This is a genomic window from Deinococcus actinosclerus (assembly GCF_001507665.1).
Taxonomy (GTDB): Bacteria; Deinococcota; Deinococci; order Deinococcales; family Deinococcaceae; genus Deinococcus; species Deinococcus actinosclerus.
Genome location: NZ_CP013910.1, coordinates 2523506 through 2549667, shown reverse-complemented (window position 1 = coordinate 2549667; position 26162 = coordinate 2523506). Strand labels below are relative to the sequence as shown.

General features: G+C 70.2%; 24 protein-coding genes and 1 tRNA gene. 14 read left to right on the top strand and 11 right to left on the bottom strand.

The window, feature by feature from the left end; translation table 11 throughout:
* The first annotated feature begins 46 nt into the window (after positions 1 to 46).
* The gene (locus AUC44_RS12345) at positions 47 to 1189 is read left to right on the top strand and encodes an acyl-CoA dehydrogenase family protein (protein ID WP_062159023.1); all 1143 of its coding nucleotides are present in this window, start codon (positions 47 to 49) and stop codon (positions 1187 to 1189) included.
* Here AUC44_RS12345 and AUC44_RS12340 read toward each other — a convergent pair whose 3' ends face one another.
* Positions 1190 to 2257, bottom strand: a complete 1068-nt coding sequence (locus AUC44_RS12340; RefSeq protein WP_062159022.1) for an alpha/beta hydrolase — start codon at positions 2255 to 2257, stop codon at positions 1190 to 1192.
* A gap of 242 nt (positions 2258 to 2499) precedes the next feature.
* Here AUC44_RS12340 and lon point away from each other — a divergent pair, with 242 nt between their 5' ends.
* The 7 genes from lon (at position 2500) to ppk1 (ending at position 12843) form a co-directional block, all read left to right on the top strand.
* Positions 2500 to 4947 (top strand): endopeptidase La, encoded by a 2448-nt coding sequence (lon, locus tag AUC44_RS12335; RefSeq protein WP_062159021.1) that lies wholly within the window; start codon positions 2500 to 2502, stop codon positions 4945 to 4947.
* Positions 4948 to 5033: 86 nt separating this feature from the next.
* Positions 5034 to 5900, top strand: a complete 867-nt coding sequence (locus tag AUC44_RS12330) for a hypothetical protein (RefSeq protein ID WP_062159020.1) — start codon at positions 5034 to 5036, stop codon at positions 5898 to 5900.
* A gap of 40 nt (positions 5901 to 5940) precedes the next feature.
* Positions 5941 to 6468: a YqgE/AlgH family protein gene (locus AUC44_RS12325; RefSeq protein ID WP_062159019.1), complete on the top strand. Its 528-nt coding sequence runs from the start codon at positions 5941 to 5943 to the stop codon at positions 6466 to 6468.
* A 157-nt stretch (positions 6469 to 6625) separates the two neighbouring features.
* On the top strand, positions 6626 to 8992 hold the full coding sequence (locus tag AUC44_RS12320; protein ID WP_062159018.1) for a hypothetical protein: 2367 nt from the start codon (positions 6626 to 6628) through the stop codon (positions 8990 to 8992).
* Positions 8992 to 10032 carry a hypothetical protein gene (locus AUC44_RS12315; RefSeq protein ID WP_062159017.1) on the top strand — a complete coding sequence of 347 codons (1041 nt, stop codon included), beginning with the start codon at positions 8992 to 8994 and terminating at the stop codon, positions 10030 to 10032. Before AUC44_RS12320 ends, AUC44_RS12315 begins: the two co-directional genes overlap by 1 nt.
* 55 nt (positions 10033 to 10087) lie before the next feature.
* Entirely contained in the window at positions 10088 to 10579 is a 492-nt protein-coding gene (locus AUC44_RS12310; RefSeq protein ID WP_082689053.1) for a hypothetical protein, read from the top strand.
* 143 nt (positions 10580 to 10722) lie between these two features.
* Entirely contained in the window at positions 10723 to 12843 is a 2121-nt protein-coding gene (gene ppk1, locus AUC44_RS12305; protein ID WP_062159016.1) for a polyphosphate kinase 1, read from the top strand.
* A gap of 107 nt (positions 12844 to 12950) precedes the next feature.
* Here ppk1 and AUC44_RS12300 read toward each other — a convergent pair whose 3' ends face one another.
* Positions 12951 to 14630 (bottom strand): 30S ribosomal protein S1, encoded by a 1680-nt coding sequence (locus tag AUC44_RS12300; RefSeq protein ID WP_062159015.1) that lies wholly within the window; start codon positions 14628 to 14630, stop codon positions 12951 to 12953.
* A 298-nt stretch (positions 14631 to 14928) separates the two neighbouring features.
* Between AUC44_RS12300 and AUC44_RS12295 the strand changes: the two genes are divergently transcribed.
* Both AUC44_RS12295 and treS read left to right on the top strand, forming a co-directional pair.
* A tRNA-Gln gene (locus AUC44_RS12295) sits at positions 14929 to 15002 on the top strand.
* 142 nt (positions 15003 to 15144) lie between these two features.
* Complete coding sequence (gene treS / locus AUC44_RS12290; protein ID WP_062159014.1) at positions 15145 to 16803, top strand: maltose alpha-D-glucosyltransferase; 1659 nt, start codon at positions 15145 to 15147, stop codon at positions 16801 to 16803.
* Positions 16804 to 16835: 32 nt separating this feature from the next.
* On the opposite strand, the gene AUC44_RS12285 is transcribed toward treS, so the two are convergent.
* Together AUC44_RS12285 and AUC44_RS12280 are read right to left on the bottom strand one after the other, a co-directional pair.
* The gene (locus AUC44_RS12285; protein ID WP_062159013.1) at positions 16836 to 17348 is read right to left on the bottom strand and encodes a hypothetical protein; all 513 of its coding nucleotides are present in this window, start codon (positions 17346 to 17348) and stop codon (positions 16836 to 16838) included.
* 21 nt (positions 17349 to 17369) lie between these two features.
* Positions 17370 to 18215 carry a response regulator gene (locus AUC44_RS12280; protein ID WP_062159012.1) on the bottom strand — a complete coding sequence of 282 codons (846 nt, stop codon included), beginning with the start codon at positions 18213 to 18215 and terminating at the stop codon, positions 17370 to 17372.
* 106 nt (positions 18216 to 18321) lie between these two features.
* Between AUC44_RS12280 and AUC44_RS12275 the strand changes: the two genes are divergently transcribed.
* On the top strand, positions 18322 to 18990 hold the full coding sequence (locus AUC44_RS12275) for an HD domain-containing protein (protein ID WP_062159011.1): 669 nt from the start codon (positions 18322 to 18324) through the stop codon (positions 18988 to 18990).
* 53 nt (positions 18991 to 19043) lie between these two features.
* Here the strand turns inward: AUC44_RS12275 and AUC44_RS12270 are convergent, their stop codons facing one another.
* The 4 genes from AUC44_RS12270 to AUC44_RS12255 form a co-directional block, all read right to left on the bottom strand.
* Positions 19044 to 19685, bottom strand: a complete 642-nt coding sequence (locus AUC44_RS12270) for a histidine phosphatase family protein (protein WP_231724436.1) — start codon at positions 19683 to 19685, stop codon at positions 19044 to 19046.
* Positions 19682 to 20122 carry an acyl-CoA thioesterase gene (locus AUC44_RS12265; protein WP_062159010.1) on the bottom strand — a complete coding sequence of 147 codons (441 nt, stop codon included), beginning with the start codon at positions 20120 to 20122 and terminating at the stop codon, positions 19682 to 19684. The genes AUC44_RS12270 and AUC44_RS12265 overlap by 4 nt, the downstream gene beginning before the upstream one ends.
* A 160-nt stretch (positions 20123 to 20282) precedes the next feature.
* Positions 20283 to 20537, bottom strand: a complete 255-nt coding sequence (locus AUC44_RS12260; RefSeq protein ID WP_046844300.1) for a cold-shock protein — start codon at positions 20535 to 20537, stop codon at positions 20283 to 20285.
* Between the two features lie 397 nt (positions 20538 to 20934).
* On the bottom strand, positions 20935 to 22281 hold the full coding sequence (locus tag AUC44_RS12255) for a DUF4403 family protein (protein ID WP_231724435.1): 1347 nt from the start codon (positions 22279 to 22281) through the stop codon (positions 20935 to 20937).
* A 194-nt stretch (positions 22282 to 22475) separates the two neighbouring features.
* Between AUC44_RS12255 and AUC44_RS12250 the strand changes: the two genes are divergently transcribed.
* Both AUC44_RS12250 and AUC44_RS12245 read left to right on the top strand, forming a co-directional pair.
* Positions 22476 to 23312, top strand: a complete 837-nt coding sequence (locus tag AUC44_RS12250; protein WP_062159008.1) for an intradiol ring-cleavage dioxygenase — start codon at positions 22476 to 22478, stop codon at positions 23310 to 23312.
* 92 nt (positions 23313 to 23404) lie between these two features.
* Positions 23405 to 23821 carry a hypothetical protein gene (locus AUC44_RS12245; protein WP_062159007.1) on the top strand — a complete coding sequence of 139 codons (417 nt, stop codon included), beginning with the start codon at positions 23405 to 23407 and terminating at the stop codon, positions 23819 to 23821.
* A 13-nt stretch (positions 23822 to 23834) separates the two neighbouring features.
* On the opposite strand, the gene AUC44_RS12240 is transcribed toward AUC44_RS12245, so the two are convergent.
* The 3 genes from AUC44_RS12240 to AUC44_RS12230 are packed head-to-tail and all read right to left on the bottom strand — an operon-like array spanning position 23835 to position 25643.
* Positions 23835 to 24482, bottom strand: a complete 648-nt coding sequence (locus AUC44_RS12240; RefSeq protein ID WP_197408537.1) for a ferric reductase-like transmembrane domain-containing protein — start codon at positions 24480 to 24482, stop codon at positions 23835 to 23837.
* On the bottom strand, positions 24479 to 25324 hold the full coding sequence (locus tag AUC44_RS12235) for an FAD:protein FMN transferase (RefSeq protein ID WP_062159005.1): 846 nt from the start codon (positions 25322 to 25324) through the stop codon (positions 24479 to 24481). The genes AUC44_RS12240 and AUC44_RS12235 overlap by 4 nt, the downstream gene beginning before the upstream one ends.
* Position 25325: 1 nt before the next feature.
* Positions 25326 to 25643, bottom strand: coding sequence for a hypothetical protein (locus AUC44_RS12230; protein WP_062159004.1), 318 nt, complete (start codon positions 25641 to 25643; stop codon positions 25326 to 25328).
* A gap of 69 nt (positions 25644 to 25712) precedes the next feature.
* On the opposite strand from AUC44_RS12230, the gene AUC44_RS12225 reads away from it, so the two are divergent.
* The gene (locus AUC44_RS12225; RefSeq protein WP_062159003.1) at positions 25713 to 26138 is read left to right on the top strand and encodes a secondary thiamine-phosphate synthase enzyme YjbQ; all 426 of its coding nucleotides are present in this window, start codon (positions 25713 to 25715) and stop codon (positions 26136 to 26138) included.
* Positions 26139 to 26162 lie beyond the last annotated feature (24 nt).

Here is a 26162-nt window from a genome sequence, read left to right as displayed (position 1 = left end):
CCGCGCCCGCAGGTGTCCCGCCCGCAGGGAGTACGCTGGGGGGCACATGAACTTCGAGCTGCCCGGCGACCTGCGCGACATGCAGGCGATCATCCGCGATTTCATGCTCACGCGCGTCGAAGCCCGCGCGCATGAGATCGAGGAGACCAACCACGTCCCCGAGGACCTGCTGCGCGAGGCTGCCGAGCTGGGCCTGTTCGGCCTGAGCATCCCCGAGGAGTACGGCGGGGTCGGCCTGGGCGCCCTGGGCCGCTGCGCCGTGTACGAGGCGCTCGGTATGGGCCACATGGGCTTCGGCGGGGTGATCAGCGCGCACGCCAGCATCGGCACGAGTGGCCTCGTGAAGCTCGGCACCGACGAGCAGAAGTCGCGCTTCCTGCCGCGCATGGCGAGCGGCGAGTGCGTCGCGGGCTTCGCCATCACCGAACCCAGCTCCGGCAGCGACGCCGCGAACATCCGCACCCGCGCCGAGCGGCGCGGCGATGCGTACGTCCTGAACGGCACCAAGCACTACATCAGCAACGCGCCCATCGCGGGCCTGCTGACCGTCATCGCCGTCACCGACCCCGCGCGCGGCAGCAAGGGCATGAGTGCCTTCCTCGTCGAGCCGCAGAACACGCCCGGCGTCAGCATCGGCAAGATCGACGAGAAGATGGGCCAGAAGGGCGCCCTGAGCGCCGAAGTCATCTTCCAGGACGCGGTGGTCCCGGCCGCCAACCTCCTGGGGCCCGAGCACCTCGGGTACCGCGAGGCGCTGGGCATCCTCACGAACGGCCGCGTCGGCATCGCCGCGCGCTCCACGGGCGCCATGCAGCGCCTGCTGGACCTGTCCGTCGCGCACGCCCAGGCCCGCGAACAGTTCGGGAAACCCATCGCGGAATTCCAGGCGGTGCAGTTCATGCTCGCCGAGATGGAGATCGCCGTGCAGACTAGCCGCGTGCTGTGGCAGAAAGTCGCCTGGATGGTCGACCAGGGCCAGGACGTCCGCCGCATGGCCTCGGTGGCCAAGTACCACGCGACCGAGGCCCTCTCCCAGGTGGCCGACAAGGCCGTGCAGGTCGCGGGCGGCATGGGCTACATGAAAGACAGCCCCGTCGAACGCTACTACCGCGACCAGCGCCTCCTGCGCATCTACGAGGGCACCAGCGAGATCCAGAAACTCATCATCGCGGGCGACCTGCTGCGCTGATCAGACCTGACCGGTCCGCCACCAGCGCAGGAAGGCGGGCAGGCGATCCTTCCAGGCGGGTTCGTCGTGCCAGTGGCCCTCGCCGACCGTGAAGCGGGTTTCACGGACGTGCGGGGCGAGCTGCGCGGTCAGGTCGCGGGCCAGCCGGGTGACCTCCTGCGCGGCCTGCACGCTGCTTCCCTCGTGGTCGCCCATGTCCACCCACACGCGTGAGTGCGGGTCGCCGCGCCCGGCCATCCAGCGCAGGAACGCGAAGTCGGCGGGCCATACGGCGGGGCTGAACACGCCCAGCGTGCCGTAGGTGCCGGGGTCGCGCAGGCCGGCGTACGCGGTGATCAGCCCGCCGAACGAGGATCCGGCCAGCGCGGTGTCCTCTGCGGGGACGGGCCCGAAGCGGCCGTGCAGGTGCGGCAGGAGGGTGCCTTTGAGCCAGTCGGCGTACTCGTCGGCGCCGCTGTCGAAGGCGTTCAGTTCGAATGGGAACGGGACGTAGCGGCGGCTGCGGTCGTCGTTCACGGGCAGCGCCGCGATGCGGACCGGGTACCCGGCGTCCGCGAGGGCCTGCGCGGCGCCGGCGGCGTCCCAGCTGTCCCCGGCGAAGGTGGGCGCCTCGTCGAACACGTTCTGCCCGTCGTGCAGGATCAGCAGCGGCAGCGGTCCCTCGTGCCCTTCGGGCCACCACAGGCGCACGGGTTGCTCACCCCAGGGGGCGCTCAGCACGGTCTCCTCGCGGGGTGGGGCGCTGCGCGTGGGGCGGGCGGTCCCTGCATGGCCGGCCTGCCAGCCCGGCACGGTCAGGGGAACGGTGGTGTCGCCACGCACGACGACGCGGTGGGCGCGGGCGCGGCCGCCCCAGGAGTCACCTTCCTCGGTGGTCGTGCCGTCGGGGTTCACGCGGCGGACCTTCACCTGGGCCAGCAGGCCGTCGGGCAGCTCGGCGTGCAGGACACCCTCCCGGAAGGTCCAGCCTGCGGGATCGTCGCTCCAGGCGCGGTGGTCGCCGGTCAGGAACAGTGTCCCTGGTGGGGTGCCGGGCGGCAGGGTGAGCTGGAAGGTCACGCGGGGCATGGAGGCAGTCTAGGAGGGTCAGGGAGTGGTGAAGGTCTCGTCAGCTTCACGTGAGGGTTGTGTCAGGCGTGCGGGCGTAGGCTTTTGTCGTGGAGGACGAGGTTTGACGTGATCCCGTCCGGGTCGGCTGCGGCTTGCCCCCACCCCGGAAACTTGATATAGTTGCACTCAAGTTTCCTGGATGCAGGAGTTTCAGGAACCCGCTCTCACCACGACCCACCCGGGCGAAAAGGAGTTCCGAGATGCCCACGAACACCCTCCCCAGCACCGTCCCCGTCTGCCCCGTCCGCGGCAGCGTGATCTACCCCACGATGGTCCAGCACATCGACGCCAGCCGCGCCCTCTCCATCGGCGCGATCGAGGCCGCCATGGCCGGCGAGAAGGTCATCCTGATCGTCTCGCAGCGCGACAAGGACATCGACGACCCCAAGGGCAGCGACCTGTACGACGTCGGCACCGCCTGCAACGTCCTGCGCGTGCGCAAGAACCCCGACGGCACCGTGCAGATGCTCGTCTCGGCTGTCGCGCGCGTCCGCGCCAGCAACTACGTGCGCGGCGACTACCTGACCGCCGACATCACCCCCCTGGCCGCCGAGGCTGACGACACCGTCGAACTCCAGGCGCTGGGCCGTGAACTGCGCGAACGCTTCGACGCCCTCGCCAGCGGCGGCAAGCTGAACGCCGAGACCGTCCAGACCATCCACAGCAAGGAAGACCTGGGCGAGATGGCCGACCACATCGCCTTCAACCTCGACTTCAAGCTCGAAGACAAGCAGGCCCTGCTGGAACTGCCCAGCCTGACCGCGCGCATCCGCAAGCTGCTCACCCTGCTCGACACCGAACAGGAAGTGCAGGCCGTGCAGGCCAAGATCCGCGCCCAGGTCAAGGAAGAGATCGACAAGAACCAGCGCGAGTACTACCTGCGCGAGCAGATGAAGGTCATCCAGAAGGAACTCCAGGGTGGCGACGACGGCGAGGAAGGCGACGAGGCCGAAGCGTTCCGCGCCAAGCTGGACGCCCTTGACCTGCGCCCCGAGGTCCGCAAGGACATCGACCGTGAGGTCAACCGCCTGGCGCGCATGCACCCCGACGCCGCCGAAGCCAGCGTGATCCGCACGTACCTCACCTGGATCACCGAACTGCCCTGGAACACCCGCAGCGACGACCAGCTGGACGTCATGCAGGCCTCCCAGATCCTCGACGACGACCACTACGGCCTGGAAAAGGTCAAGGACCGCGTGCTGGAGTTCCTGGCCGTGCGCCGCCTGCGCAAGGAACGCGCCGAACGCGGCGAACTGAGTGCCGAGGACGTCAACAAGGGCCCGATCCTGGTGTTCACCGGCCCTCCCGGCGTCGGCAAGACCTCCATCGCGCAGAGCATCGCCAAGGCGCTGGGCCGTAAGTACGTCCGCATCGCCCTGGGCGGCGCCCGCGACGAATCGGATATCCGTGGTCACCGCCGCACGTACATCGGCGCGATGCCCGGCCGCCTGATCCAGGGCATCCGCACCGCCGGCACCAAGAACCCCGTCATCCTGCTCGACGAGGTCGACAAGCTCGGCTCCAGCTACCAGGGTGACCCCTCGGCCGCGCTGCTGGAAGTACTCGACCCCGCGCAGAACCAGCACTTCACCGACCACTACCTCGGCGTGCCGTTCGACCTGAGCGAGGTCATGTTCATCGCCACTGCCAACTACCCCGAGCAGATCCCCCCGGCCCTGATGGACCGCATGGAAGTCATCGACTTCAACAGCTACATCGAACAGGAGAAGCTGGAGATCGCCAAGCGCTACCTGCTGCCGCGCCAGCTCATGGCCAACGGCCTGAAAGCCAACCAGATCGCGTTCACCGACGCCGCGCTGGAAAAACTCATCAGCCACTACACCCGCGAGGCCGGCGTGCGCAACCTCGAACGCGAGATCGGCACGGTCGCCCGTAAGGTCGCCCGCCGCATCGCCACCGGCGAGGTCAAGCGCGTCAAGGTCACCGACAAGGAACTCGACCGCTACCTCGGACAGGCCCGCCACATCCCCGAAACCGAAGGCAAGGAAGACATGGTCGGCGTCTCGACCGGCATGTTCTACACCCCGGTCGGCGGTGACATCCTGTTCGTCGAGACCAGCACCAGCCCCGGCAAGGGCCTCGTCCTGACCGGTCAGCTCGGGGACGTCATGAAGGAAAGCGCCCGCGCCGCCCTGACCTACATCAAGGCGAACGCCGAACGCTTCCACATCGACAAGTCCCGCATCGACGACAGCGAGATTCACGTGCACGTGCCCGCCGGAGCAATCCCCAAGGAAGGCCCCAGCGCCGGCGGCGCCATGGTCACCAGCCTCATCAGCGCCCTGACCGGCATCCCCGCCCGCCACGACGTCGCCATGACCGGCGAGATGACCCTCACCGGCCGCTACCTGCCCATCGGCGGCCTGAAAGAGAAAGTGCTGGGCGCCCGCCGCGCCGGGATCAAGCACATCATCCTGCCCAAGGCGAACGAGGGCGACCTGCGCGACATCCCCCTCCACCTGCGCACCACCATGCGCTTCCACCCCTGCGAGACCGTGGATCAGGTGCTCGACGTGGCCCTCGTCGGCGGCCTGAAGGCCCTGGAAACGCCCCGTGACGGCAGCCCCGCCCCCACCCTGCCCGCCCCCAAACGCAAGAGCGCCCGCCGCAGCGACGCCCGCGCGTAACCCGAACCCGAACAGCTCCCCGTCCAGTCTGGGCGGGGAGCTGTTGCTGCATGCCGCGCAGGACCGCCCGCTCTATCCTGCCGGGCATGCGCCGCCTGCTCCCCCTGGTCCTCCTGACCACGCTGACCACCGCACACGCCGCGTACTGCTACGACGTCCCCGGTGAGGACCGCACGCTGCCCCGCTTCCAGGGCGGACCCCGACAGGTGGTCGAGGAGCGCCGTGAGACCGACCCCGCCCGGCCGGGTGAAACGGCCCTGACCATTCGCACCTTCACGTTCCAGGGCGGTCAGCTGATACAGATCCAGACGCAGGCCCCGGGGGACCGCACCCGCACGCTGCTGACCCTGACCGGCAGGGCCGGGTATCAAAGCGTCCGGACGGGCCTGGAAGCCCTGTTCAGCGGGCAGGGGGTCACGCTCGCCGATGTGCAGAAACAACCCCGGCAATCCGTCTCGCTGACCTTCGACACTCAGGGGCGACTGACCGCCTATGACGGGGTGTGGGAGGACCAGCACTTGAGGGCGGTCAGAGAGCAGGTCAGCTGCACGTACTCCACGGCGAAGCGGCAGGTGACCGAACGCCTTACCCGCGCCGGGGCCGTGTCCCAGGTGACCACCGCGCAGCTTGACGAGCGGGGCCGCCTGACCCGGCGGGAGATCGCCGCCACCCTCCCCGGACCCGGCCTGCGGAACACGCGGCAGACCACCTACACCTACGCGCCGGATGGCTCGGGTATCCGCATCCAAGACGAGGCCAACGGGCACAAACTCCCGGCCATGCTGATGACCACCGACGCCGCCGGGCGCGTGACGCACATCGAGATGGCCGACCTGGGCGACGTGCAGGAACAGTGGCGGATCGAGTACGACCCGCAGGGGAACTGGGTGCGGCAGACCGGCACCATGCAGGGGCAGCCGTTCATGACGGTCACGCGGCGCATCACGTACTGAACGCCCGAGTCGCCGGCCGCGCCCGCGCTATCCTGTGTCCATGAGTGCGCCCGTGACGTTCCTGGTGGCCAGTCCGCACCTGCGCGGCGGACTGTTCGAGGGTGCGGTGATCCTGCTGCTGGAGCACGACAAGAAGGGCGCGATGGGCCTGATCGTGAACGCCCCCATGACCCAGAGCGTGCAGGAGCTGATGCCGGAACTCGCGGGGCATCCGGAACGGGCGTGGCTGGGCGGGCCGGTCGATCCGACGCTGGGCTGGTGCCTGTACGCGCAGCCGGTGAACATGGACGGCGAACTGCGCCTGCTGCCGGGCCTGACCGTGTCGAGCAGCCTGGACGTGCTGCGGGCCGTGGAGCGCAGCGGGCAGCGCTTCATGCTGGTGCTCGGGTACGCCGGGTGGGGTGCAGGTCAGCTGGCCGAGGAGGCCCGTGAGGGAACGTGGGTGTGGGTGGAGCAGGCCACCCCCGACCTGCTGTGGGACGTGCCTGCGGACGGGCGCTGGCAGGCGGCGCTCGACCGGCTGGGCGTGGACGCCTCACGGATCGTGCCGGGCGGCGCGCAGGCCTAGGCGCCGGGCACGCCGAGTACCTGGACAACTGGCTTCATGGAAGGTTGACCGGTCTGCGTGGCCGGTCATTTCCGCTTGGCTGCACAGCAGGTCATCTCTAGACTAGCGTGTCCACCCTGCCGCGCCGCCCCCAGACCAGATCCACGCAGGTGCCGTCATGCTCGAACAGCCGCAACACAAGGGCCAGAAGGCCACCCAGAAGAAGTCGCAGACCGCGAAGCCACCCTCCCGTCCCGCCCAGCCCGGCCCGCTGAAGGTCGGGCGGACACCCGCTACTGCCCACAAAGGCGTGAAGGCCGCGCCCATGATCGGGCCGCAACTGCCCCCCGGCGCGCGCAAAACCACCCCCAGGACGCTGCCCACGCCGAACCTGAAGGTCACGGGCCGTCCCGCCGCGCCGCCCCGCGAGGCCGGGGGTGTCATGGGGTTTTTCCGGAAGCAGCTGACAGGCCTGCACGCCAGCGCGGCCAGGAACCTGCCGGGCCTGCTGGAGGGCGCGAAGAAGGTCGTCAAGGGTGCCGCCGACTTCGCGAAGAACCCGGTCAAGGGCGTCATGGGCGGCGCGAAAGCCGCCGGGAAGTTCGCCGGGGCGAAACTCGACCAGTTCAGGAAGTGGTACGCCACCCCGGAAGGCAAGGCGAAATTCTGGAAGGGCGTCGCCCTGACCGCCGTGGGTGTGGCCACGGTCGCGTCCGGTGGGGCCCTGACTGCACCCGCGCTGGCCCTCGCCGCCGGGATCAGTGCCGGGGGCGGCATCGCCGCGCAGGTCGTGGAGAACACGGTCTTCAACGCCGCCGCGAAAGCCAAGGCGCAGAAGGACAAGAAGTACACGTTCAAAGGGCGCGCCACCTTCGAGGGCGTCACCGCCAAGAGCGTCGCCGTGGACGCCATCGTGGGCAGCGTGGGCGGCCCGGTGTTCAAGTTCGCCGGGAAGGCCGTGGTCGGCGTGGGCCGCGCCCTCGGGAAGGGCCTCACGCCTGCCGCGAGGGGCCTCGGGCACCTCGCGCAGGGCGCCCTGAAAGGCAGCGGGAAGGCCGCCGCCACCCTCGCCCGCCGGGTGCTGCCCACGGGCGCAAAAACGGCCCTGAAGAACGCCGGGAAGCTCGCACAGAAGTACCTCACGCAACCCGTGGGCCGCGCCGCCACCAACGTCAAGAACGCCGTCACCACCAGCGTCAGCAACGCCGCCGCGAAGGCAGGACGTGCCGCCCGCACCGTCCGCGTCGTGACCACCCGCCGCGCCCGGCAGGCCCGCGCGTACCTGAAAGCCCAGACGCCCACCCTCCGGAAACTGGCCGGCAGGGGCGCCGACGCGATCACCGGGAGCGTGCGCAAGAGCGTGGCAACCCTGCGCAAGTGGGACGACACGGCCCTCGCGTACCTGCGCAATCAGGCCCGCAAGAGCCCGATCGTGAAAGCCGCGCGCAAACTCCGCGACGCCGTGGACGGCGCAGGGAACACGCTCAGCCGCAGACTCACGAACGCCCGCGTCAAGGCCGCCGACCGCGTGGACGCCTGGAAAGCCAGCCTGGGCGGCAAGATCAGCCAGACCAGCGTCGCCCGGCACGCCCGGCACCTCAAGGAAACCACCGTCCAGCGCCTCGACGACCTGATCGCCCGCAACCCCGACGGGCACGTCGCCAAGGCCATCGTGGAATTCCGCGCCAGCGGCACCGCCATCCGCACGCACCTGAACAAGGTCTGGGCAGACGCCAGCCACGACCTGAACAAGGACCTCTCGCGCCTGCTGGGCCGCCACGGCAGCGTCCAGGCGGACTTCAAGGCCCTGGCCGAGCAGGGCGCCCCCCTGACCTACCAGGCGGAAGTCGCCCACGCCCGCGCCCTGGCCGAGAAACGCCTGCGGGACAAGGTCGCACAGGATGCGGAAGCTTCGTTCCTTACGCTGGCGACAAGGCAGGGACGGCAGGTGAACAGTGCCATACAGGCTGAGGCTGTGGCGAGTGGACAGCGGGCCGCAGAGGATGCCGTGAAGAAATCGGCTGACCTGCTCACCCGTCAGGCCGAGACGTTCGTCGCGCGGCATCCCTCCACGGGCCTGCAGACGCTCGCCATGAAGACCGAGGCGCTGAACGCCTCGAAGAAGGCCATGGAGCGGTACTTCGGGAAGAACGCTGCTGATAAGGGCGCGTTCGAGCGGCTGGGCATGGCGCTGACCACCCCGGCCCGCGTGCCGATCAACGAGCGGATCGAGAAGTACGGCAAGGTGATTCAGGCGCTGCGCAGCACCACGCCGCTGGCGTCGGTGGTCACCCTGGGATCGGAGGCCGTGGACGAGGTGCTCAGCAAGGCCGCCGAGTCGGCCATCGCCGCGCCCGTGAAGGCGAAGGCGAAGGAACTCAAGGGCGAGAAGGACGAGAAGAGCAAGAAGAAGGCGACCGAGGAAGAGGCCAGTGGTCTGCTGAAAGTCGCCGAGGACGTTCTGAAGGAAGTCTTCCCCAGCCTGCATCTGGATGAAATTCTGGATGATGCCGCCAAACAACTGAACATGAAAGGAGGCGACTGATGTTCGGGCTGTTCAGGAAAAAGCAGGCGGAACCGCACCTGCGTCAGGGCGTTGAGGTAGGGGAGATGCGGGAATCCGCCATCAATGCAATCCAGACCCTGACCGAAGTGGACGCTGGATTCCAGAATGTTGAGATCGGTACGGGACTGCCCGACATTCATCTGACCTACCGGGGACTGCGCATAGAAGCGCTGTTCACCCGGAATGTGCTCGGTCTGTCCCTGACGACCCGCGTGCCGGAGTGCAACATTCTGCGGGCGGGGTCGGTGGCGGAGAAGGCGTTCGCGTACCGCTGCATCGATCACGTGTGCTCGACGTGCGCGGGGGTGCGGGCGCAGTTCGATCCGGTGTCCGGTGAGCTGGTGCTGGGTGTGGAGTCGGCGGGCTTCGACCGGCAGTTCCGGGCGGACACGCTCATTGACGTGGCGCTGTTCATGCTGGAGGAGGGCGTGATGGCGGCGCGGGCGTACCTGGGGTTGCCCTTCACCCAGGCCGAGCGGCCCAGCGTGTCGCAGTGGCTGGGCGGCTTCCATTACGGCGAGGGCTTCAACGTGTACCCGACGGCGACGGATGCGTTCGCGGTGTTCATGCGCAAGAAGTACCAGGCCGAGGAGGTGAGCCGGGACGCGACGTCGATTCTGCTCGCGTCGGGGCCGCTGCGCTTCGACGTGCGGTTCTTCGGCTGGCGCTTCGGGTACATGATCGAGACCGCCACGCGTGGTTTCCGGCACGCCGTGATGGATGACGGGCGGTACGTGCGGATTCAGGAGCGGCTCGCGCAGTCGGTGCGGGAGCCGGGGAACGCGGGGGACAGTGGCTGGAACTTCCGTGATCCGGCCGGGTCGGCCATCGCGTACTTCCGGCCGGACGGGACGTTCGTGGTGGGCGAGTACGGCTTCGGGAACGCGAAGACCGAGGAGAACGGCGCGGCGTTCGAGCGAGTGGCGACGCGGCACCTGCTGAACATGCGGTACATGACGTTCCTCGCCGAGGAGCTCCCGGAAGATCTGTACTCGGACGAGTCGAACCGCCCGAATTGAGCCCCCTCTCCCGCCGCCCCGGCATGGGCGGGCGGATGTGTACCGGAGGTATGACATGGCTGCTCAGGCAGTGAAGAAGAAGGTCGTGAAGGTTGCCCCCCCGCCCCGCGTGGCCGCGCCCTTGCCGGAGGGGCTGGCGGCGGTGCGGGACGCGCTGGGGGCGCTGGGGTTCGCGGTGCAGGCCGACGCGGAGTCGGGCCTGACGTTCATGTTCGAGGGCGGGCAGTACTACGTGCCTGCGCAGGAGGACGACGCGGCGTTCTATCACCTGCTGTTCCCCAACTTCTGGCCGCTGGAGTCCGACGAGGAGTACGGGCAGGCGCTGTTCGCCTGTGACGCCGTGAACCGCGAGGCGAAGCTGGTGAAGCTGCACACCGTGGACGGGGACGTGTGGGCGGGGGTGGAGGCGCTGCACGCGCAGCCACAGGGATTCGTGGAGGCCCTGCCACGCTACCTGACGTTCGTGCAGGAGGCGGTGCGGGCCTTCCGGGACGTGATGCTGGCGGCGCAGGAGGCCGAGGAAGCCGAACCGGCGCAGGACGCCTGAGGGCTCCGGACGTGGACCGGCAGGGGCGGGCCGTCCGCTCCAGGCTGGAGGGGACGGCCGCTCTGAGCGGGTGAGGCGGGCGTCCCGTGCTGTAATGCGGTGACGGCCCGCTGACCAAAATCCTGTTGACTGCCGAAGGAGTCATGACTGTGCCTGCTGAAAAGTCCCTGCCCGCCCGTTCCGTTTCCTCTCGTGGCCGCTCACGGCGGAAGGAGGAACCCGGCGGGGAGGACGTGCGGACGCACAGCACCGTCGCCAACCCGGAGAGCCCCTTCCTGAACCGGGAACTGTCCTGGCTGGCCTTCAACGAGCGGGTCCTGGCCGAGGCGCGTGACGAGCGCAACCCGCCGCTGGAGCGGCTGAAGTACGCGGCGATCTGCGGCAGCAACCTCGACGAGTTCTTCATGGTGCGCGTGGCGGGCGTGCACCGCCAGATCGCGGCGGGCGTGAACACGCCGGGCCCCGACGGCCTGCTGCCCCGTGAGACGCTGGCGCTCGTGCGGGAGCGGACGCAGAGCATGCTGCGCGAGATCGAACGGGTGACCCGCAAGACCCTGCGGGACCTGAACGCCGCGGGCGTGCGCTTCGCGCGGGTGTCGGACCTGGGCAAGCGGGCGCGGGCGCAGCTGCGCGAACATTACCTCGCGGAGATCCAGCCGGTCCTGACGCCGCTGGTCGTGGACCCCAGCCACCCGTTCCCGTACCTGAGCAACCTGAGCCTGAACCTCGCGGTACTGCTGGAGGGCGGCGACGGGGAGGACCCGGAGTTCGCGCGGGTGAAGGTGCCGGTGGGGGTGCTGCCGCGCGCGGTGTGCATCGCCGATACGATCCTGCTGCTGGAGGACGTGATCGCCGCGCACATCGGCGAGCTGTTCAAGGGCCGCACCGTGCTGGCCGCGCACGCGTTCCGCGTGACCCGCAACACCGACTACGAGTTCGAGGAAGAGGAGGCCGAGGACCTGCTCGCCACCATCGAGGACGGCCTGCGGCGGCGGCGCTTCGGGTCGGCGGTGCGGCTGGAGGTCATGCGGGACACGCCGCACGGCATCACGGCCTTCTTGCAGGAGCGGCTGCGGCTCGCGCCGGAGGACATCTTCCTGCTGGACGGCCCGCTCGGCTCGGCGGACCTGATGGGCCTGCCGGTGAAACGCCCGGACCTGAGCTTCCCGGAGTTCGCGCCCGCCGTGCCGGACCTCGACGGTGACGAGGACAGCGGCATCTTCGATACCCTGCGCGAGGGGGACGTGCTGCTGCACCACCCCTACGACGGGTTCACGAACATCCTCGACTTCCTGGAGGAGGCCAGCCGCGACCCGCAGGTGCTGGCGATCAAGCAGACGCTGTACCGCACCGGGGACGACCCCCGGCTGCTCGCGGCGCTGCGCACGGCGGCCGAGAACGGCAAGCAGGTCGTGGCGCTGATCGAACTGAAGGCCCGCTTCGACGAGCAGCGCAACATCTCCTGGGCGCGCAAGCTGGAGCGGGCCGGGGCGCACGTCGTGTACGGCGTGGCGGGCCTCAAGACGCACGCGAAGGTCACCATGATCGTCCGGCGTGAGGACGGTGGCCTGCGCCGCTACGTGCACATCGGCACCGGGAACTACAACGCGAAGACCGCGCGGCTGTACACCGACCTGAGCCTGCTCTCCGCGAACCCGGATCTGGGGGCGGACGTCGCGGAACTGTTCAACCACCTGACCGGCTACGCCGAAGCCGAGTACACGCACCTGCTGGTCGCGCCGGACACCGCCCGCACGGGCTTCGAGGCGCTGCTGGACCGCGAGGCCGCGCACGCCCGCGACGGCCTGGACGCCTGGGTACGCGTGAAGGTGAACCAGCTGACCGACCCCGGCATGGTCGAGGCGCTGTGCCGCGCGGCGCAGGCGGGCGTGCGGGTGGAACTGATCATCCGGGGCGTGTGCTGTCTGCGCCCGGGCGTGCCGGGCCTGTCGCAGAACGTGCGGGTGCGCAGCCTGCTGGGCCGCTACCTGGAGCACGCCCGCGTGTACGCCTTCGGGAACGGGGGCAGCCCCGAGGTGTACTTCGGCAGCGCCGACTGGATGAGCCGCAACCTCGACCGCCGCGTGGAGGTGATCGCGCCCGTGCTGGACGACCGCCACCGCGAGGCGTTCCTGAGCATCCTGGATACCGAGTGGGCCGACACGCGCGGCTCGTGGGAACTGAACGAGGCGGGCGAGTACATGAAGATTCCCGGCGATTTCAGCGCGCAGGGGACCTTCGCGGCGGCGCGGCACCCGCTCTAGGTCGGGGTCGAGGAGGGGAGGGGGAGGCCACTGCGGCCTCCCCTCTGCCGTGGAGACACCACAAGAAACCCCCGGTGCGGACACCGGGGGCCTTGACGCGGCGGGGGTTAGCCCTGCTCGTCTTCGGTCTTCTTGTCGCCGCCCAGGCCGAACTGGGCGAACAGGTCGGCGTACACGTCGCCGAGCTTGGTGCTGATCTTGCCGCCCTGCTGGGCGTCCTTGGCGTTGTAGGCGTAGTCGGCGCCACCTTCACGGCGACGGCCACCGCCGCGCTGACCACCCTGGCCACCGCTGTAGCGGTCGCTGCGGGCGCCGCCACCCTGGCTGACGTAGTCGCGCTGGGTGGGAGCGGCGCCACCACCGAGGAAGCGGCGACGGCTGAGGCTGGCGCGCTGCTCGACGGGGTCGATGTTCAGGATGACGGCTTCGATCTCGTCGCCCTTCTTGAACAGGTCGGCGGGGTTGTTGACGCGGTTCAGGTCGAGTTCGCTGATGTGGATCAGGCCCTCGATGCCTTCCTCGATCTCCATGAACACGCCGAAGTCGGTCATGCCGGTGATCTTGCCCTTGACGGGGGTGCCGGGCGGGTAGCGGTCGGGCAGCGCGCTCCAGGGATCGTCGGTGGTCTGACGAATACCCAGGCTGATGCGGCGGTCCTTGGGATCGATGCGCAGGATGACGGCTTCGACCTCGTCGCCTTCCTTCATCACTTCGTTGGGGTGACGGACGCGCTTGGTCCAGCTCATCTCGCTGACGTGCACGAGCCCTTCCAGGCCGGGTTCGAGTTCGACGAACGCACCGAAGTTGGTGAGGTTCGTGACCTTGCCGGTGACCTTCTGGCCGATGCTGTAGCGGTCGGTGGCGCCTTCCCAGGGATCCTGGGTGAGGGCCTTCATGCTCAGGTTGATGCGTTCACGGTCGTTGTCGACGTCCATGACCTGCACCTGCACCTTGTCGCCCACCTTGACCACGTCGCGGGGGTGGTTGAAGCGGCCGTAGGTCAGTTCGCTGCGGTGAACGAGGCCGTCGATGCCGCCCAGGTTCACGAACACGCCGAAGTCGGTGATTTCCACGACTTCGCCTTCGAACTGCGCGCCGGCTTCCAGCTGGCCGACCGTGGCTTCACGGGCCTTGGCCTTCTGGGCTTCAAGGATGGCGCGGTGGCTGATGATCACGCGGTTGCGCTTGCGGTTGAGCTCGATGAGCTTGACCATCAGGGGCTTGCCCACGTAGGGGTCGAGGTCGTTCACGCGGCGGGTGTCCACCTGCGAAGCGGGCAGGAAGGCGCGGATGCCTTCAACCTGCGCGACCAGACCGCCGCGGACCTTCTCCAGCACCTCGACTTCGAAGGCTTCCTCGGCTTCCTGCATCTTCTCCAGGACGCGCCAGCCCTTGTCCTGATCGGCCCGCTTCTTGGACAGGACGATCTGGCTGTTGGGCAGGTCGACGCGCACGACGTACGCCTCGATCTGTTCGCCGGCCTTGTACATCTCCTGGGCCTGTTCCAGGGTGACGGGCTCGTCGCCCAGCTGGTTCAGGGGGATGATGCCTTCGACCTTGGCGCCGATGTCCACGGCGATGCCTTCCTGGCCGATGAACACGATGGTGCCGTCGACGATGTCGCCGCGGCTGACGTTCTGGGGCTCCTGCGCCTCACTGGCGAGGATGTCCTCCATGGTCATCGCGGGGTACTCGCGCTCCTCCACGGGGGTGGGGGTGCTGGGGGTGGTGCCCGTCGTGGGCTGAGTCCCGCCTTGCTGGGCGGGGGTCTGGGTGTTGTCTTCCATGAACTCCTGTCCTCCTGGGCGCGTGGCACGGGGGCCGCACGCCAGCCTGATACCTGCTTCCCGTGCGGGTCCGGTCCGGTGGACCGGGTGCATACGGCGCGGCAACACCTCAGTGTACCAGAGTCAAAGGACTTGCGGCAACTGCGATCTAAACGCGGTCCAGCGATACTTGCCGCGTGTCCGCCCTGACGGGCCCCAGCCCGGCGCTGGAGGGGGGTGCTTGACGAATGAGCGCAGGGCCCTCTATACTTCCCCACGCTTCACCTGACGGCGAAGCAAGTCAGAGCAGGACCCGTGTTGGGGCATCGTCTAATGGCAGGACACCAGTCTCTGACACTGTCGATCTAGGTTCGAGTCCTAGTGCCCCAGCCAGAACACCCACCCGCAAGGGTGGGTTTCTTCTTGTGGTGCGTGCGAATCTCCCGGACTTCGACCGGCACGCATGAGGCGCGGTGAGGGCACCCCCAACGGCGTGGCAGCGCTTCCAGCCCGGGCGTGTCTTAGACTCCGGGGCATGACCCAGATCCCGGCACCGGAGTGGTACAAGAGCGCCGTCTTCTACGAACTCTCGGTCCGCACCTTCGCGGACGGCAACGGCGACGGCAAGGGCGACTTCCCGGGCCTGACCGGCAAACTCGACTACCTGCGCGGCCTGGGCGTGGACGTCCTGTGGATCCTCCCGTGCTACCCCAGCCCCCTGCGCGACGACGGCTACGACGTGGCCGACTACGTGAACATCCACCCGGACCTGGGCACCCTGGACGACTTCAAGGTCTTCCTGCGCGAGGCGCACGCGCGCGGCCTGCGCGTCGTCACGGACTTCGTGACCAACCACACCTCCAGTGACCACCCCTGGTTCCAGGCCGCCCGGCGCGGCCCGACCCTCCCGGACGGCAGCCCCAACGAGTACCACGATTACTACGTCTGGAGCGACACCGGCACCGAGTACGCCGGGGCCAGGATCATCTTCACCGACACCGAGGTCAGCAACTGGACGCTGGACGAACAGAGCGGCCGCTACTACTGGCACCGCTTCTTCTCCAGCCAGCCGGACCTGAACTACGACAACCCCCGGGTCGTCGAGGAGATCCTCCAGGCCGCGCGCTTCTGGCTGGACCTCGGCGTGGACGGCTTCCGGGTGGACGCCGTGCCCTACCTGATCGAGCGCGAGGGTACCAACTGCGAGAACCTGCCCGAGACGCACGACATCCTCAAACGCTTCCGGCGCATGGTGGACCAGGACTACCCCGGCCGCGTGCTGCTGGCCGAGGCAAACCAGTGGCCCGAGGAGGTCGTGGAGTACTTCGGTACCGACGCCGACCCCGAATTCCACATGTGCTTCAACTTCCCGGTCATGCCGCGCCTGTACATGAGCCTGAAGAAGGAGGACACCACCTCCATCCGCGAGATCATGGAGCGCCTGCCCGCCATCCCCGCGTTCGGGCAGTGGGTGACGTTCCTGCGCAACCACGACGAACTGACCCTGGAGATGGTCACCGACGACGAGCGCGCCTTCATGTACGCCGCCTACGCCCCGGACACCCGCATGAAGATCAACGTGGGCATCCGCCGCCGCCTCGCGCCGCTGCTCGACAACGACCGCCGCCGCGTGGAACTCCTGACCACCGTCCTGCTGGCCCTGCCGGGCAGTCCCATCCTGTACTACGGCGACGAGATCGGCATGGGCGACGACCTGTCCCTGGCCGACCGCAACGGCGTGCGCACCCCCATGCAGTGGAACGCCGGCATGAGCGGCGGCTTCTCCACCGCCACGCCGGATCAGTGCTTCTTCCCGCCCATCGGCGACGCCGTGTACGGCTACGGCCGCGTGAACGTGCAGAGCCAGGAACAGGACCCCAGCAGTCTCCTGAAATGGACCAGCCGCCAGCTGGAACTGCGCCGCCGCCACCCGGCCTTCGCCGTGGGCGACCTGACCTTCATCGACACCGACAACCCCGCCATCCTGGCCTTCACGCGCCGCACCGGGGACGAGACGCTGCTGATCGTGAGCAACTTCGCCGCGAACGCCCAGGCGGTCCACCTGAACCTCGGCGACTACGCCGGGCGCGTACCCGTCACCCTGGCGGGCGCCAGCCCCTTCCCGACCATCGGGGACACGCCGTACTCGATGATCCTCGGGAAGTACGACTACTACTGGCTGCGCCTGAACTGACGCCGCCCGGGCCTGCCCTGGCGGGGGCCGGGTCAGGCCGGGTACAGCAGCGTGGCGCGGGTCTCCAGCGCCACGCTGCCCGAGTCGTCCAGCCGGCCCAGCACCGCGCCGAAGGTCCAGTCTCGCGCCCACACGCGCTTCACCGCCTGCAACGCCGCCGTACCGGGGGGCACGAAGGCAACCTCCTCGGCGCCCCCCCCGTCGTCCGGGCGGCGGACCAGCAGGCGCGCCCCCGGCTGGAAGTTCGCCCGGGCCAGCGTGCGGTAGAAGATCTGCACCGCGTCGTCCATCAGGTACGACGTGCGGATCAGGGCCTGCGCCCGCGCCGCCAGCGGTTCCAGGGCGTCCTCGTCGATGCGGGCCGGACGGATGGGTGCGAACAGCCGCCGCAACTGCTCCGGGAGATTCCCGTCCCGGTAGAACGCCTCCTCGAACGCCGCCGGGACGATCACCCCGGGTGTCCCCAGCGTCAGCAGCCGGGTGACCTCGGTGTGCTCGGCCGGCGGGAGCGGCTCGGCAGAGCGGACGTCCGCGAAGGTCAGCATGAACGCAGCATAGCGCCGCGTTCAGGTCAGCCGGCCGCGCATCCAGGCCTTGACGCCGCTGGCGCCCGGCGTGTCCCGCACGAGGACCGCCGCGACCCCGCCAGGGAAGGGGCACACGACGAGCACGCGATCCTGGAATTCCAGCTGGGCCGCTTTCAGGGGCGCCTGACTGCCCAGATGCGGCGCCAGCGTCTGGGCCGCCGTCAGGAGGAAGCGCACGTAGGCCCCCACCTGGGCGCCGAGCGCGTCGGCGGGGGTCAGGGCCACCCCCTGGAGATCGAACGCACACGCCGCCGTGACGCCGGGCAGGACCCGCAGGCCCGCCACGAACATCTGCGCCTGCTGCGTCACCGGCCCCGGCGGGCGGTGGCGGCTGCTGTCCGCGCTGGCCGCGTCCGGGAGAGGGGCGGCGGGCCGCTCCGCCGGGGCCGCCCGGTCGGACTGAGCCCCGGGCGCCGGGGCCGTGCGGGCCGGGGGGCCTGATGCCGGCACCTGCTGGCCCAGCCAGCCCTGGAGCGCCGGGAACAGCACGCCGGGGCGCAGCGGCTTACGCAGCACGTCCAGCACGTCCAGCGCCTCGGCCTCGGCGCGCAGGTCCGCTTCGACGATGCCGGTCATGAAGACCACGGGCAGCCCCGGCGCCCGTACCCGCAGCTGCTGCGTCAGCTCCACCCCACTCATGCCGGGCATCCGCACGTCGGTCAGGACAAGTGAGGTCTCCGGCGTCAGCGCGGCCAGCGCGCGCGCGCCACTGTCGGCCAGGACGACGTTCAGGTGCGGCGACAGCAGGTAGTTCAGGTTCTGCAGGACCCCTGGACTGTCATCCACGATCAGGATCGTGGGCCGACGGGACGGGATGACAGGCATGGCCCCAGCCTAGCCGCCCGGCGCTGTCACCGCCTGCACAGATCCCCAGCGCCGCGTGAAATCTCACGCGGCGCCGTCCGTCCGCCGGGCCCGCTATCCTGCCGGCATGAACGCCCTGGCCCCGCTGCTGGCCCTCGACGCCCGCCTGCCCGGCGTATGGACCTGGGTGCAGTCGCAGATGCAGCCCGACGCCGCACACGACGACGCGCACCTGGCCCGCGTGGCCCGCTGGACGATCCGCTGCGCCCCGGACCAGCCGCCCGCCCTGGCCGTCGCGGCCGCCCTGACCCACGACGTCGTGAACATCCCGAAGAACCACCCGGACCGCGCCCAGGCCAGCGACCTGAGCGCCCAGGCGGTCCTGAAGCGGCTGCCGACCCTGGGCTTCACCCCTGAGGATGCCCGCAGCGTCGCGGGCGCCGTGCGCGACCACAGCTACTCGCGCGGCGCGACGCCCACCACCCCCCTGGGCCGCGCCCTCCAGGACGCTGACCGGCTCGACGCGCTGGGCGCCCTGGGCGTGCTGCGCGTCGCGGGCGTCGGCGGGCAGCTGGGCCGAGCCCTGATGCACCCCGGCGACCCCTGGGCCGAGGCGCGCGACCCCGACGACCTCGCGTACACCGTCGACCACTTCTTCACGAAACTGCTGCGCCTGGACGGCACCTTCCTGACCCCTGCCGGGCAGGCCGAGGCGAGACGCCGCACCCTGACCATGCGCGCCTTCCTCGCCGAGCTCGCCAGCGAACTCGAAATCGCGCCGCCGCAGCAGGGTTGATGGTGAACGGTTGATGGTTGATAGAGGTCACCTTCTGGCAACCATCGACTCCTCTACTCCAGGTGCGCGTGGTCGTTGTACGTCACGAGCGCCCAGCGCGCCCCGGCCCCCTGCCCGCTGCGGGTCAGGGTGGTGAGGCTGGTGTGGGACAGCTGGTACGGGAACGGCAGGACGTACCCCGGCTGCGGCCGCGCAGGCCAGCCGAACAGGTCGCACAGCAGCGCCCGGATGGCCGCGCCGTGCGTGAACGCGACCACGCGCCCACCCGGCAGTTCCTCGGCCCACTCGCGCAGGCGGGCGCCCACCTGCGACAGGCTCTCGCCGTCCGGGGCGGGGGTACCCCACGGGTCGAGCTGCCACTGCGCGTACCCCGCGTCGTGCAGCACGTCGTCCGTGGTGACCCCCTCGAAGCGCCCGAAGTGCAGTTCACGCAGGCGGACGTCCAGCGTGAGCGGCGTGCCCGCCGGGAGGCTCAGTTCCGCCGTGCGGGCCGCGCGCGCCAGATCACTGCTGAACGCCCGGTCGAACGGGCGCCCCGCCAGCCGGGGCCGCAGCCGCGCAGCCTGCTCCTCCCCGACCGGGCCCAGCGGCGTGTCCGACCAGCCCTGCCAGCGTCCCGCACCGTTCCAGTCGGTCGCGCCGTGGCGTACCAGCGTCAGGTGCAGTGGCTCCTCGGTCACGGCCAGTTCAGTCATGGCCGGGCCTCGAAATCCGGCTCGGCGGCGCTCGTGTCCTGCCCCTCCGGCAGGGGCGGCACCGGGCGGGGCTTGCCGCGCTCATCGAGCGCCACGAACACGAAAAAGCCCGTCGTGGCCAGTTCCTGATCCCCGGTCGGCATGTGCTCGCGGTACACGTCCACGCGGATGGTCATGCTCGTGCGGCCCACCCGTACCACCTGCGCGTCCAGCGCCACGGCGTCCCCCACCCGGATCGGCACGTGGAAATCCACGCCGTCCATGCGGGCCGTCACCACGTTGCCCCCGGCGTGCCGCACCGCCGCGATGCTCGCCGCCTTGTCCATCAGCGACAGCACCCACCCGCCGAACGCGGTGCCGTGGTAGTTCGTGTCCTTCGGGAACACCAGTTCCAGCATGCGCGCCCGGCTGCGCGGCGCCTTCATCGTCTCGTCCATAGCGTCCTCCCCGCGCCGCCCGCGTGGGGGCACGTCAACCTTGCCAGTGTACAGGGCGCCCCCAGAAGCGGCGCCGGGCGTGCCTGCACCGGGAACAGGCTGCGCGCGGTATGAAAAAAGGAGCCCCCGTGCGGGGACTCCCTTCAGACCCGGGTGGGTCTTACCAGCGGTCGTTGCGGCGGCCGCCGAAGTCGCTCACAGGAGCGGCCTTCGTCACGACGATGTTCTTGGCCTGGGGGCCCTTGCCGCGCTGGCCGTCTTCGATGTCGAACTCGACTTCGTCGCCTTCGTTCAGCTTCTTGAAGCCGCTGCCCTGGATCGCGCTGAAGTGCGCGAAGATGTCGGGGCTGCCCTCGGACTGAATGAAACCGAAGCCTTTTTCCGCGTTAAACCATTTCACGATGCCTACTGCCATAGTCTCAACTCCTTGTTCTCCAGAAGCCGCAAAACACGCACGAGCTCTTGCCTCGTGCGCGTACATAACATGCGAACTTGGAAAACTACAGGATCGAGTATACCTCAACGGGCCGTCCCGTGAAGCGGACTGTCCAGCCCGGCAGGGTGACCCGGGGACTCCTGTTCCCGTCCGCACTGTCCTGGACAGCGTCGTCATGCGCGTGCGCGCCCGGTGTCACGCCGCCCGGCGATGCAGCCGCCACCGGCCTGCCGCTGACAGGGGACGACCTGGGCCGCCATACCGGCCCCGGATGACGCTGGACGATCCCTGGACTGTCCAGCTCCGCGAGGTTCATCCGGGCCGCCCCGTCAGGACCGTGCGCCGTGGGCTCACCGGTGTCCTGTGAAGGCCGCGCTCAGCGGACGGCGCGGCCCACGTCCACGCGGGCGTCCAGGGTGCCCAGCGCCTCGCCGGTCACGACCAGGGCGTCCGGCGTGACGCGCACGTCCGTGACCTTCAGGGCGCGCAGCGTGCCCCCCAGAGTGACGCCGGGCGCGGGCGAGAACGGCAGCCGTCCCTGCACCTGCGCCCGCACCCCGTCCAGGCGGGGCCGCAGGTCGAAACGGGCCGCCTGCGTCACGTAGGCCTGCGCGCGGGCGTCTGCCAGCCACGCCAGCACCCGGCCGGTCAGGCCCGAGCGGCGCGTCGTGACGGTCACGTTCCGCAGCGTCAGCACCTGCCCCGCCGCGTCCAGGGTGGGCGTGCCGCGCACGTCCGTCGTGGCGGTCAGCCGCAGGCCCAGCGGCCCGCTGATCTGAAGGTTCACGGCGGCGTTCAGCTGCTCGCCCTGCGGCGTCAGCGTCACGCCCGTGACCCGCAGCGTCGGGGAGGTCGGCACCGGGAGCGTCACCGTGCGCTTCGCGGCCTCGCGCGTGGCCGCCGCCGACAGTTCCGGGTAGGGGAGACGCACCGGCACGCTGAGGTTCACGTCCGGGGTGAGCGTCTCGCTGCGGCGCAGGGCCGGCAGCGGCAGCGCCGCCTGCGTGGGCGCGCGGCCCAGCCCGGCGTCCAGACGCAACTGCGCGCCCAATGTGACCTTCAGGTCGTCCGGCGTGAAGCGGAACGGTGAGACGCTCAGGTTCAGCGGTGTGACCCGCGCGTACGCGGCGTCCGGGGTGGGCAGCGCCCACGGCTGCTGCGCGCGTGCCCACAGCGTTCCCGCCCGCTCCCGCAACCTCGCCTGCTCGCGCACGGCCGCGCGAACCTGCGCCGCCAGCGCGTCCAGCTGCGCGCGCACCTGCGCGTCCACCAGCGACTGCACGCTGACCCGCACGCCCTGCGCCAGCTCCACGCTCAGCGGGTCGGTCCAGGTGTAGTCACCCTTCACGGTCACGTCCGCCTCCCAGTCCGGCGTGACGGTCGGCACCACGGTCAGGGCCACGGTCGCCTCGCCCCCGAAGTCCCGCGCCAGGAACGCCCCCACGCCGCCCGGCTCGGCGCGGAACGCCGCGCGGATCGGCACGCTGACCCGCAGCCCCGAACCGTCCGGCAGCGCTTGTACCTGCACGTGCCCCGCCCGCGTCACCGTCCCCGACAGCGTGACCCGCAGCAAGCCCCCCAGGAACGACCGGTCCTCGTTCAGCCGCGCGAACTCCAGCGGCACCTGCGCGTTCGCCGCGCCCTGCACGCCCGAGAGTGGCACCGACACCGGCACCGTGACCGTCGAGGGAGCGGGAGCGGCCAGCGCAGCGGGAGCAGACATGAGGGCAGTCAACACCACCGGCGTGAGGACACGCATCGGGCGAACGGAGGAGCGGTTCAGAGGAGAGGCGGGCATCCTCCAGACGCTACCTGCCCCGCATGAGCCCTTCGCGGTGGATTAACCATCCGTGACTACCCTCACGGGGCCGCGCGACCACCCGCCCCACGAGCCCCGGCGCGCGCAGGAGCCCCCACATGACCGAGCCGATCCGCCCGTACCCCGCCGACGATCACGACCACCCCGACGACCTGAACAACCTGGGCCTCCAGGCCGACGCGAGCATGCTCTCGCGCAGTGTGCTCGACCGCCGCCACGTGCTGGGCCTGGGCCTGCTCGGGATCGGGCTGCTGGCCGGGAACCGCGTCCAGGCCGCCACCAGCGCGGGTGCCGCCTGCACTCCCATTCCCAGCGAGACCGCCGGGCCGTACCCCGCCGACGGGTCGGTCGCCAGCGGCCAGAGCCTGAACGTCCTGACCCGCAGCGGCGTCGTCCGCCGCGACCTGCGCCGCAGCCTCGGCACCGGCAACGCGGCCCCCGGCGTGCCGCTGACCCTCACGCTGAAACTCGTGAACACGAATGGCAGCTGCGCGCCCCTGCGCGGGTACGCCGCGTACGCCTGGCACTGCACCGCCGACGGCAACTACAGCATGTACAGCGCCCCCGTCGTCGGCGAGGACTACCTGCGCGGCGTGCAGGTCAGCGACGCGGGTGGCAACGTCACCTTCCAGACCATCGTGCCCGGCTGCTACCCCGGCCGCTGGCCCCACATCCACTTCGAGGTGTACCCCACCCTCGCCAGCGCCACGAACGCCCGCAGCAGGATCCAGACCTCACAGCTGGCCCTCCCGCAGGCCCTGTGCCAGCAGGTCTACACCCAGGCCGCGTATGGCAGCAGCGCCCGGAACCTCGCGCAGACCAGCCTGAGCCGCGACAACATCTTCAGTGACGGGTATGCCGCCCAGCTGCCCACGGTTACCGGGAACGCCACCAAGGGCTACTCGGCCACCCTGACCGTCGGCCTGGCCCGCTGACCACATCACCCACTGCGCCACCCACCACGCTGCCCCCGCGCCGCCCGGACCAGACAGGACCGGGCGGCCGCTTTGCCCATGCAGTTCAGGTCATGGACCTGACGCGGGCCGGCCACATCCTGGGGCTCCTGTGCAGCTGGCCCGAGCAGGACTGGGGCATCGTCGACGCCGACACGCACCGGATGGAGGACTCTGCTGCGTTCCACCGGGAGCATATGGATGATTTCGCCAACCGGGCGGCCCGGTTCTACCTGGGTGAACTGGTGCTGGAATCAGTCAACGACGCTCTCCTGTCGAACCGGGTGACCGAACGGTCTGCGCAGGAGGCGGTGCAGGCCATTCTGCGACGCCGCTCTCAGGAGCCGACGGCAGCGCTCCTCGCCTACTGGATGAATCTAGACCAGATGGGTGACCTGGAGGAGCAGGAACGGTGGCCGGTGTGTCGGCTGTTGCGTGCCGGACTGGATGGGCGCACGGCAGATGAAGGCCCCCTCAACCAGTCACGGTGAAGGGGGCGGGTCTTCAGCGGGCGGCTTTGCGTTTCCCGGTTTCTTCCAGCAGGCGCAGGCCGAAGGTGAAGGCGACGAGTGCCACGGACGTGGCGTACAGCGGCCCCAGCTGATCGGTCCCGGCGGTGACGCCGTGCGCGGTGAGCAGGGCGAAGGCGGGGTAGGCGGTCAGGTGCAGGGCCTTCCACACGCGGGGGTTCAGGCGGCGGCGGGCGCGGGTGCTGAGGATCACCAGGGCCAGTCCGTACAGGCCCAGCGTGCCCAGCGCGACCGGCAGGGGCAGGACCGTGCTCTGGCCGGGGATCAGGACGGCCAGCAGCGACTGCGGGTAGGTGGCGTCCACGGTCAGCAGGAGGCCGTGCAGCGTGCCCAGGATGAGGGCGAAGCCGCTGGCGACGCCGTGCCATCCGGCCTGCTGGGCGCGGCTCAGCCACGCGGGGGCGTATCGGCTGCCCAGCAGCGCCCCGGTCGCGGTGGTGACGGCCAGCAGCAGGTACGCGACGGTCAGGCTCCACGCCAGGGTGTGCGGCCCGAGGTGCAGCCAGCACGCGACGTAGGCCAGGCCGAAGACCAGCAGCAGCCCGGCGGCCAGGGCCGTGTTGCGTTCGTCGTCCAGCACGCTGTTGACCGGCAGTCTGCCGGTAGGGGGGCGGGTGGTCACGCGGCCCACCTCCCCCAGCTGCCGTCCTCCCAGGTGTGTGCGCGGCGCGCGTGATCGAAGGCGATCAGCCGCGTGCCGGGCGGGGCGAGGTCGCGCAGCAGGTCGTCCGCGCCCAGCAGCGCCAGTTTCGCCAGCGTCTCCGCGACCGTCACGCGGCCCGCGAGGACCGTGACCTGCACCCAGGGCGTGGTGGCCGGCCGGGCGGTGCGCGGGTCGATCAGATGATGCCCGCCCGCCCACGCGCGGGTCAGGACGCTGCTGGTCGCCACGCCGCCCACCCCCGCGCCGACGTTCAGGAACAGCGGCGAGCCGTCCGGCGTGCGGACGCCCAGCGTGCCGGGCCGCGTGAACTGCGTGTGCAGGTCGCCCCCGGCGTCCAGCAGCGCGTCCCCGCTCAGGAAACGGGCGGCCTGCGCGGCGATCCAGCTCTTGGCCGTGCCGCCCAGGTCCAGCCGCAGGCCGCGCGGGAGGCGGATCAGGTCATCATCGACGGTGACGCCCGCCAGCACGTCCAGCCCCGGCACAGGCGCGGCGGGTCGCACGGGCCCCGCGCCGGGCGCGGCGGTGTACCCGGCGGCCTCCAGGGCACCGAGCACGGCGGGCGTGATCAAGCCCCGCGTGCGCCGCGCCACGTCCAGCGCGTGGGTCAATGCCAGCCGCAGATCGGCGGGCGGGTCACGCAGTTCGCCCCGCGCGTTCAGCGCCGTCAGCGGCGACGGCCGGAAGCGGGTCAGCAGCGCCTCCAGGCGGCGCACCTCGCGCAGCGCCGCGAAGGCCCCGGCGCCCTGCGCGCGCACCTCGGTGCCCAGGGCGTGCAGGCTCAGGTCCGGGCTGGGTGTCATGTCACGACCCCCGCGACCAGCCGCGCGCACTCTGCGCGGGCTGCGAGTCGAACGATCCCTGCGGCGCGGCCTGCGTCCAGTCGTCACCGCTGGCCTGCCAGTCGTCCTCCTGCACGCCGCTCTGTGTCGGGGCGCTGGCCCAGGTGTCCGTGGTGTCGGGCTGGGTCGCCGTCTGCGCCTGGACCGCGTGCGCGCTGCGGTCCAGCCACAGGGTCGTCAGGCCCAGCGACAGGCTCCCGGTCAGCAGGAGCAGCGTGCCGGTCGCGCGGCGGGCGTCGAAGAGCTTCAGGGGCGTGCGGGCAGGGGTTCTGGGCGTCATGCCTCACGGTGCGCCCCGCCGGTTAAACCGCCGCGAAGGACGCGGCCTGTGACAGGTACCCTGAAGGGCATGTGGGCCCAGCACACCCTGACCCTGCCCGAGCGGCGGCGCGGCTTTCATCTCATCACCCGCGAGGTCACGGCGGCCGTCCCGGAACTGGGGCGCACCCGCGCCGGGCTGCTGCACATCTTTCTTCAGCACACCAGCGCCAGCCTCACCCTGAACGAGAACGCCAGCCCCGACGTCCGCACCGACTTCGAGACGTACTTCAACCACGCCGTGCCCGACGGCTGGGCTCCCTTCCAGCACACCCTGGAGGGCCCGGACGACATGGCCGCACACATCAAGGCCAGCCTCCTGGGCCCCAGCCTGACCCTTCCCGTCCAGAATGGCCGCCTCGCGCTGGGCACGTGGCAGGGCGTATACCTCTGCGAACACCGCGACCACGGCGGCCTGAGAAGACTGGTGCTCACCCTGACCGGCGAGGCCCGCTGAGGCCGCCTGTCCACCCCGGTAAAC

Coding starts and splice junctions, on each gene's coding strand:
- AUC44_RS12330 (WP_062159020.1), top strand. CDS start 5,034: ATGCGCCGCCTGCTCCCCCTGGTCCTCCTGACCACGCTGACCACCGCA.
- AUC44_RS12250 (WP_062159008.1), top strand. CDS start 22,476: ATGACCGAGCCGATCCGCCCGTACCCCGCCGACGATCACGACCACCCC.
- AUC44_RS12315 (WP_062159017.1), top strand. CDS start 8,992: ATGTTCGGGCTGTTCAGGAAAAAGCAGGCGGAACCGCACCTGCGTCAG.
- AUC44_RS12280 (WP_062159012.1), bottom strand. CDS start 18,215: ATGCCTGTCATCCCGTCCCGTCGGCCCACGATCCTGATCGTGGATGAC.
- AUC44_RS12230 (WP_062159004.1), bottom strand. CDS start 25,643: ATGACGCCCAGAACCCCTGCCCGCACGCCCCTGAAGCTCTTCGACGCC.
- lon (WP_062159021.1), top strand. CDS start 2,500: ATGCCCACGAACACCCTCCCCAGCACCGTCCCCGTCTGCCCCGTCCGC.
- AUC44_RS12255 (WP_231724435.1), bottom strand. CDS start 22,281: ATGTCTGCTCCCGCTGCGCTGGCCGCTCCCGCTCCCTCGACGGTCACG.
- AUC44_RS12235 (WP_062159005.1), bottom strand. CDS start 25,324: ATGACACCCAGCCCGGACCTGAGCCTGCACGCCCTGGGCACCGAGGTG.
- AUC44_RS12300 (WP_062159015.1), bottom strand. CDS start 14,630: ATGGAAGACAACACCCAGACCCCCGCCCAGCAAGGCGGGACTCAGCCC.
- ppk1 (WP_062159016.1), top strand. CDS start 10,723: ATGACTGTGCCTGCTGAAAAGTCCCTGCCCGCCCGTTCCGTTTCCTCT.
- AUC44_RS12340 (WP_062159022.1), bottom strand. CDS start 2,257: ATGCCCCGCGTGACCTTCCAGCTCACCCTGCCGCCCGGCACCCCACCA.
- AUC44_RS12285 (WP_062159013.1), bottom strand. CDS start 17,348: ATGCTGACCTTCGCGGACGTCCGCTCTGCCGAGCCGCTCCCGCCGGCC.
- AUC44_RS12325 (WP_062159019.1), top strand. CDS start 5,941: ATGAGTGCGCCCGTGACGTTCCTGGTGGCCAGTCCGCACCTGCGCGGC.
- AUC44_RS12260 (WP_046844300.1), bottom strand. CDS start 20,537: ATGGCAGTAGGCATCGTGAAATGGTTTAACGCGGAAAAAGGCTTCGGT.
- AUC44_RS12275 (WP_062159011.1), top strand. CDS start 18,322: ATGAACGCCCTGGCCCCGCTGCTGGCCCTCGACGCCCGCCTGCCCGGC.
- AUC44_RS12225 (WP_062159003.1), top strand. CDS start 25,713: ATGTGGGCCCAGCACACCCTGACCCTGCCCGAGCGGCGGCGCGGCTTT.
- AUC44_RS12270 (WP_231724436.1), bottom strand. CDS start 19,685: ATGACTGAACTGGCCGTGACCGAGGAGCCACTGCACCTGACGCTGGTA.
- treS (WP_062159014.1), top strand. CDS start 15,145: ATGACCCAGATCCCGGCACCGGAGTGGTACAAGAGCGCCGTCTTCTAC.
- AUC44_RS12345 (WP_062159023.1), top strand. CDS start 47: ATGAACTTCGAGCTGCCCGGCGACCTGCGCGACATGCAGGCGATCATC.
- AUC44_RS12310 (WP_082689053.1), top strand. CDS start 10,088: ATGGCTGCTCAGGCAGTGAAGAAGAAGGTCGTGAAGGTTGCCCCCCCG.
- AUC44_RS12245 (WP_062159007.1), top strand. CDS start 23,405: ATGGACCTGACGCGGGCCGGCCACATCCTGGGGCTCCTGTGCAGCTGG.
- AUC44_RS12265 (WP_062159010.1), bottom strand. CDS start 20,122: ATGGACGAGACGATGAAGGCGCCGCGCAGCCGGGCGCGCATGCTGGAA.
- AUC44_RS12320 (WP_062159018.1), top strand. CDS start 6,626: ATGCTCGAACAGCCGCAACACAAGGGCCAGAAGGCCACCCAGAAGAAG.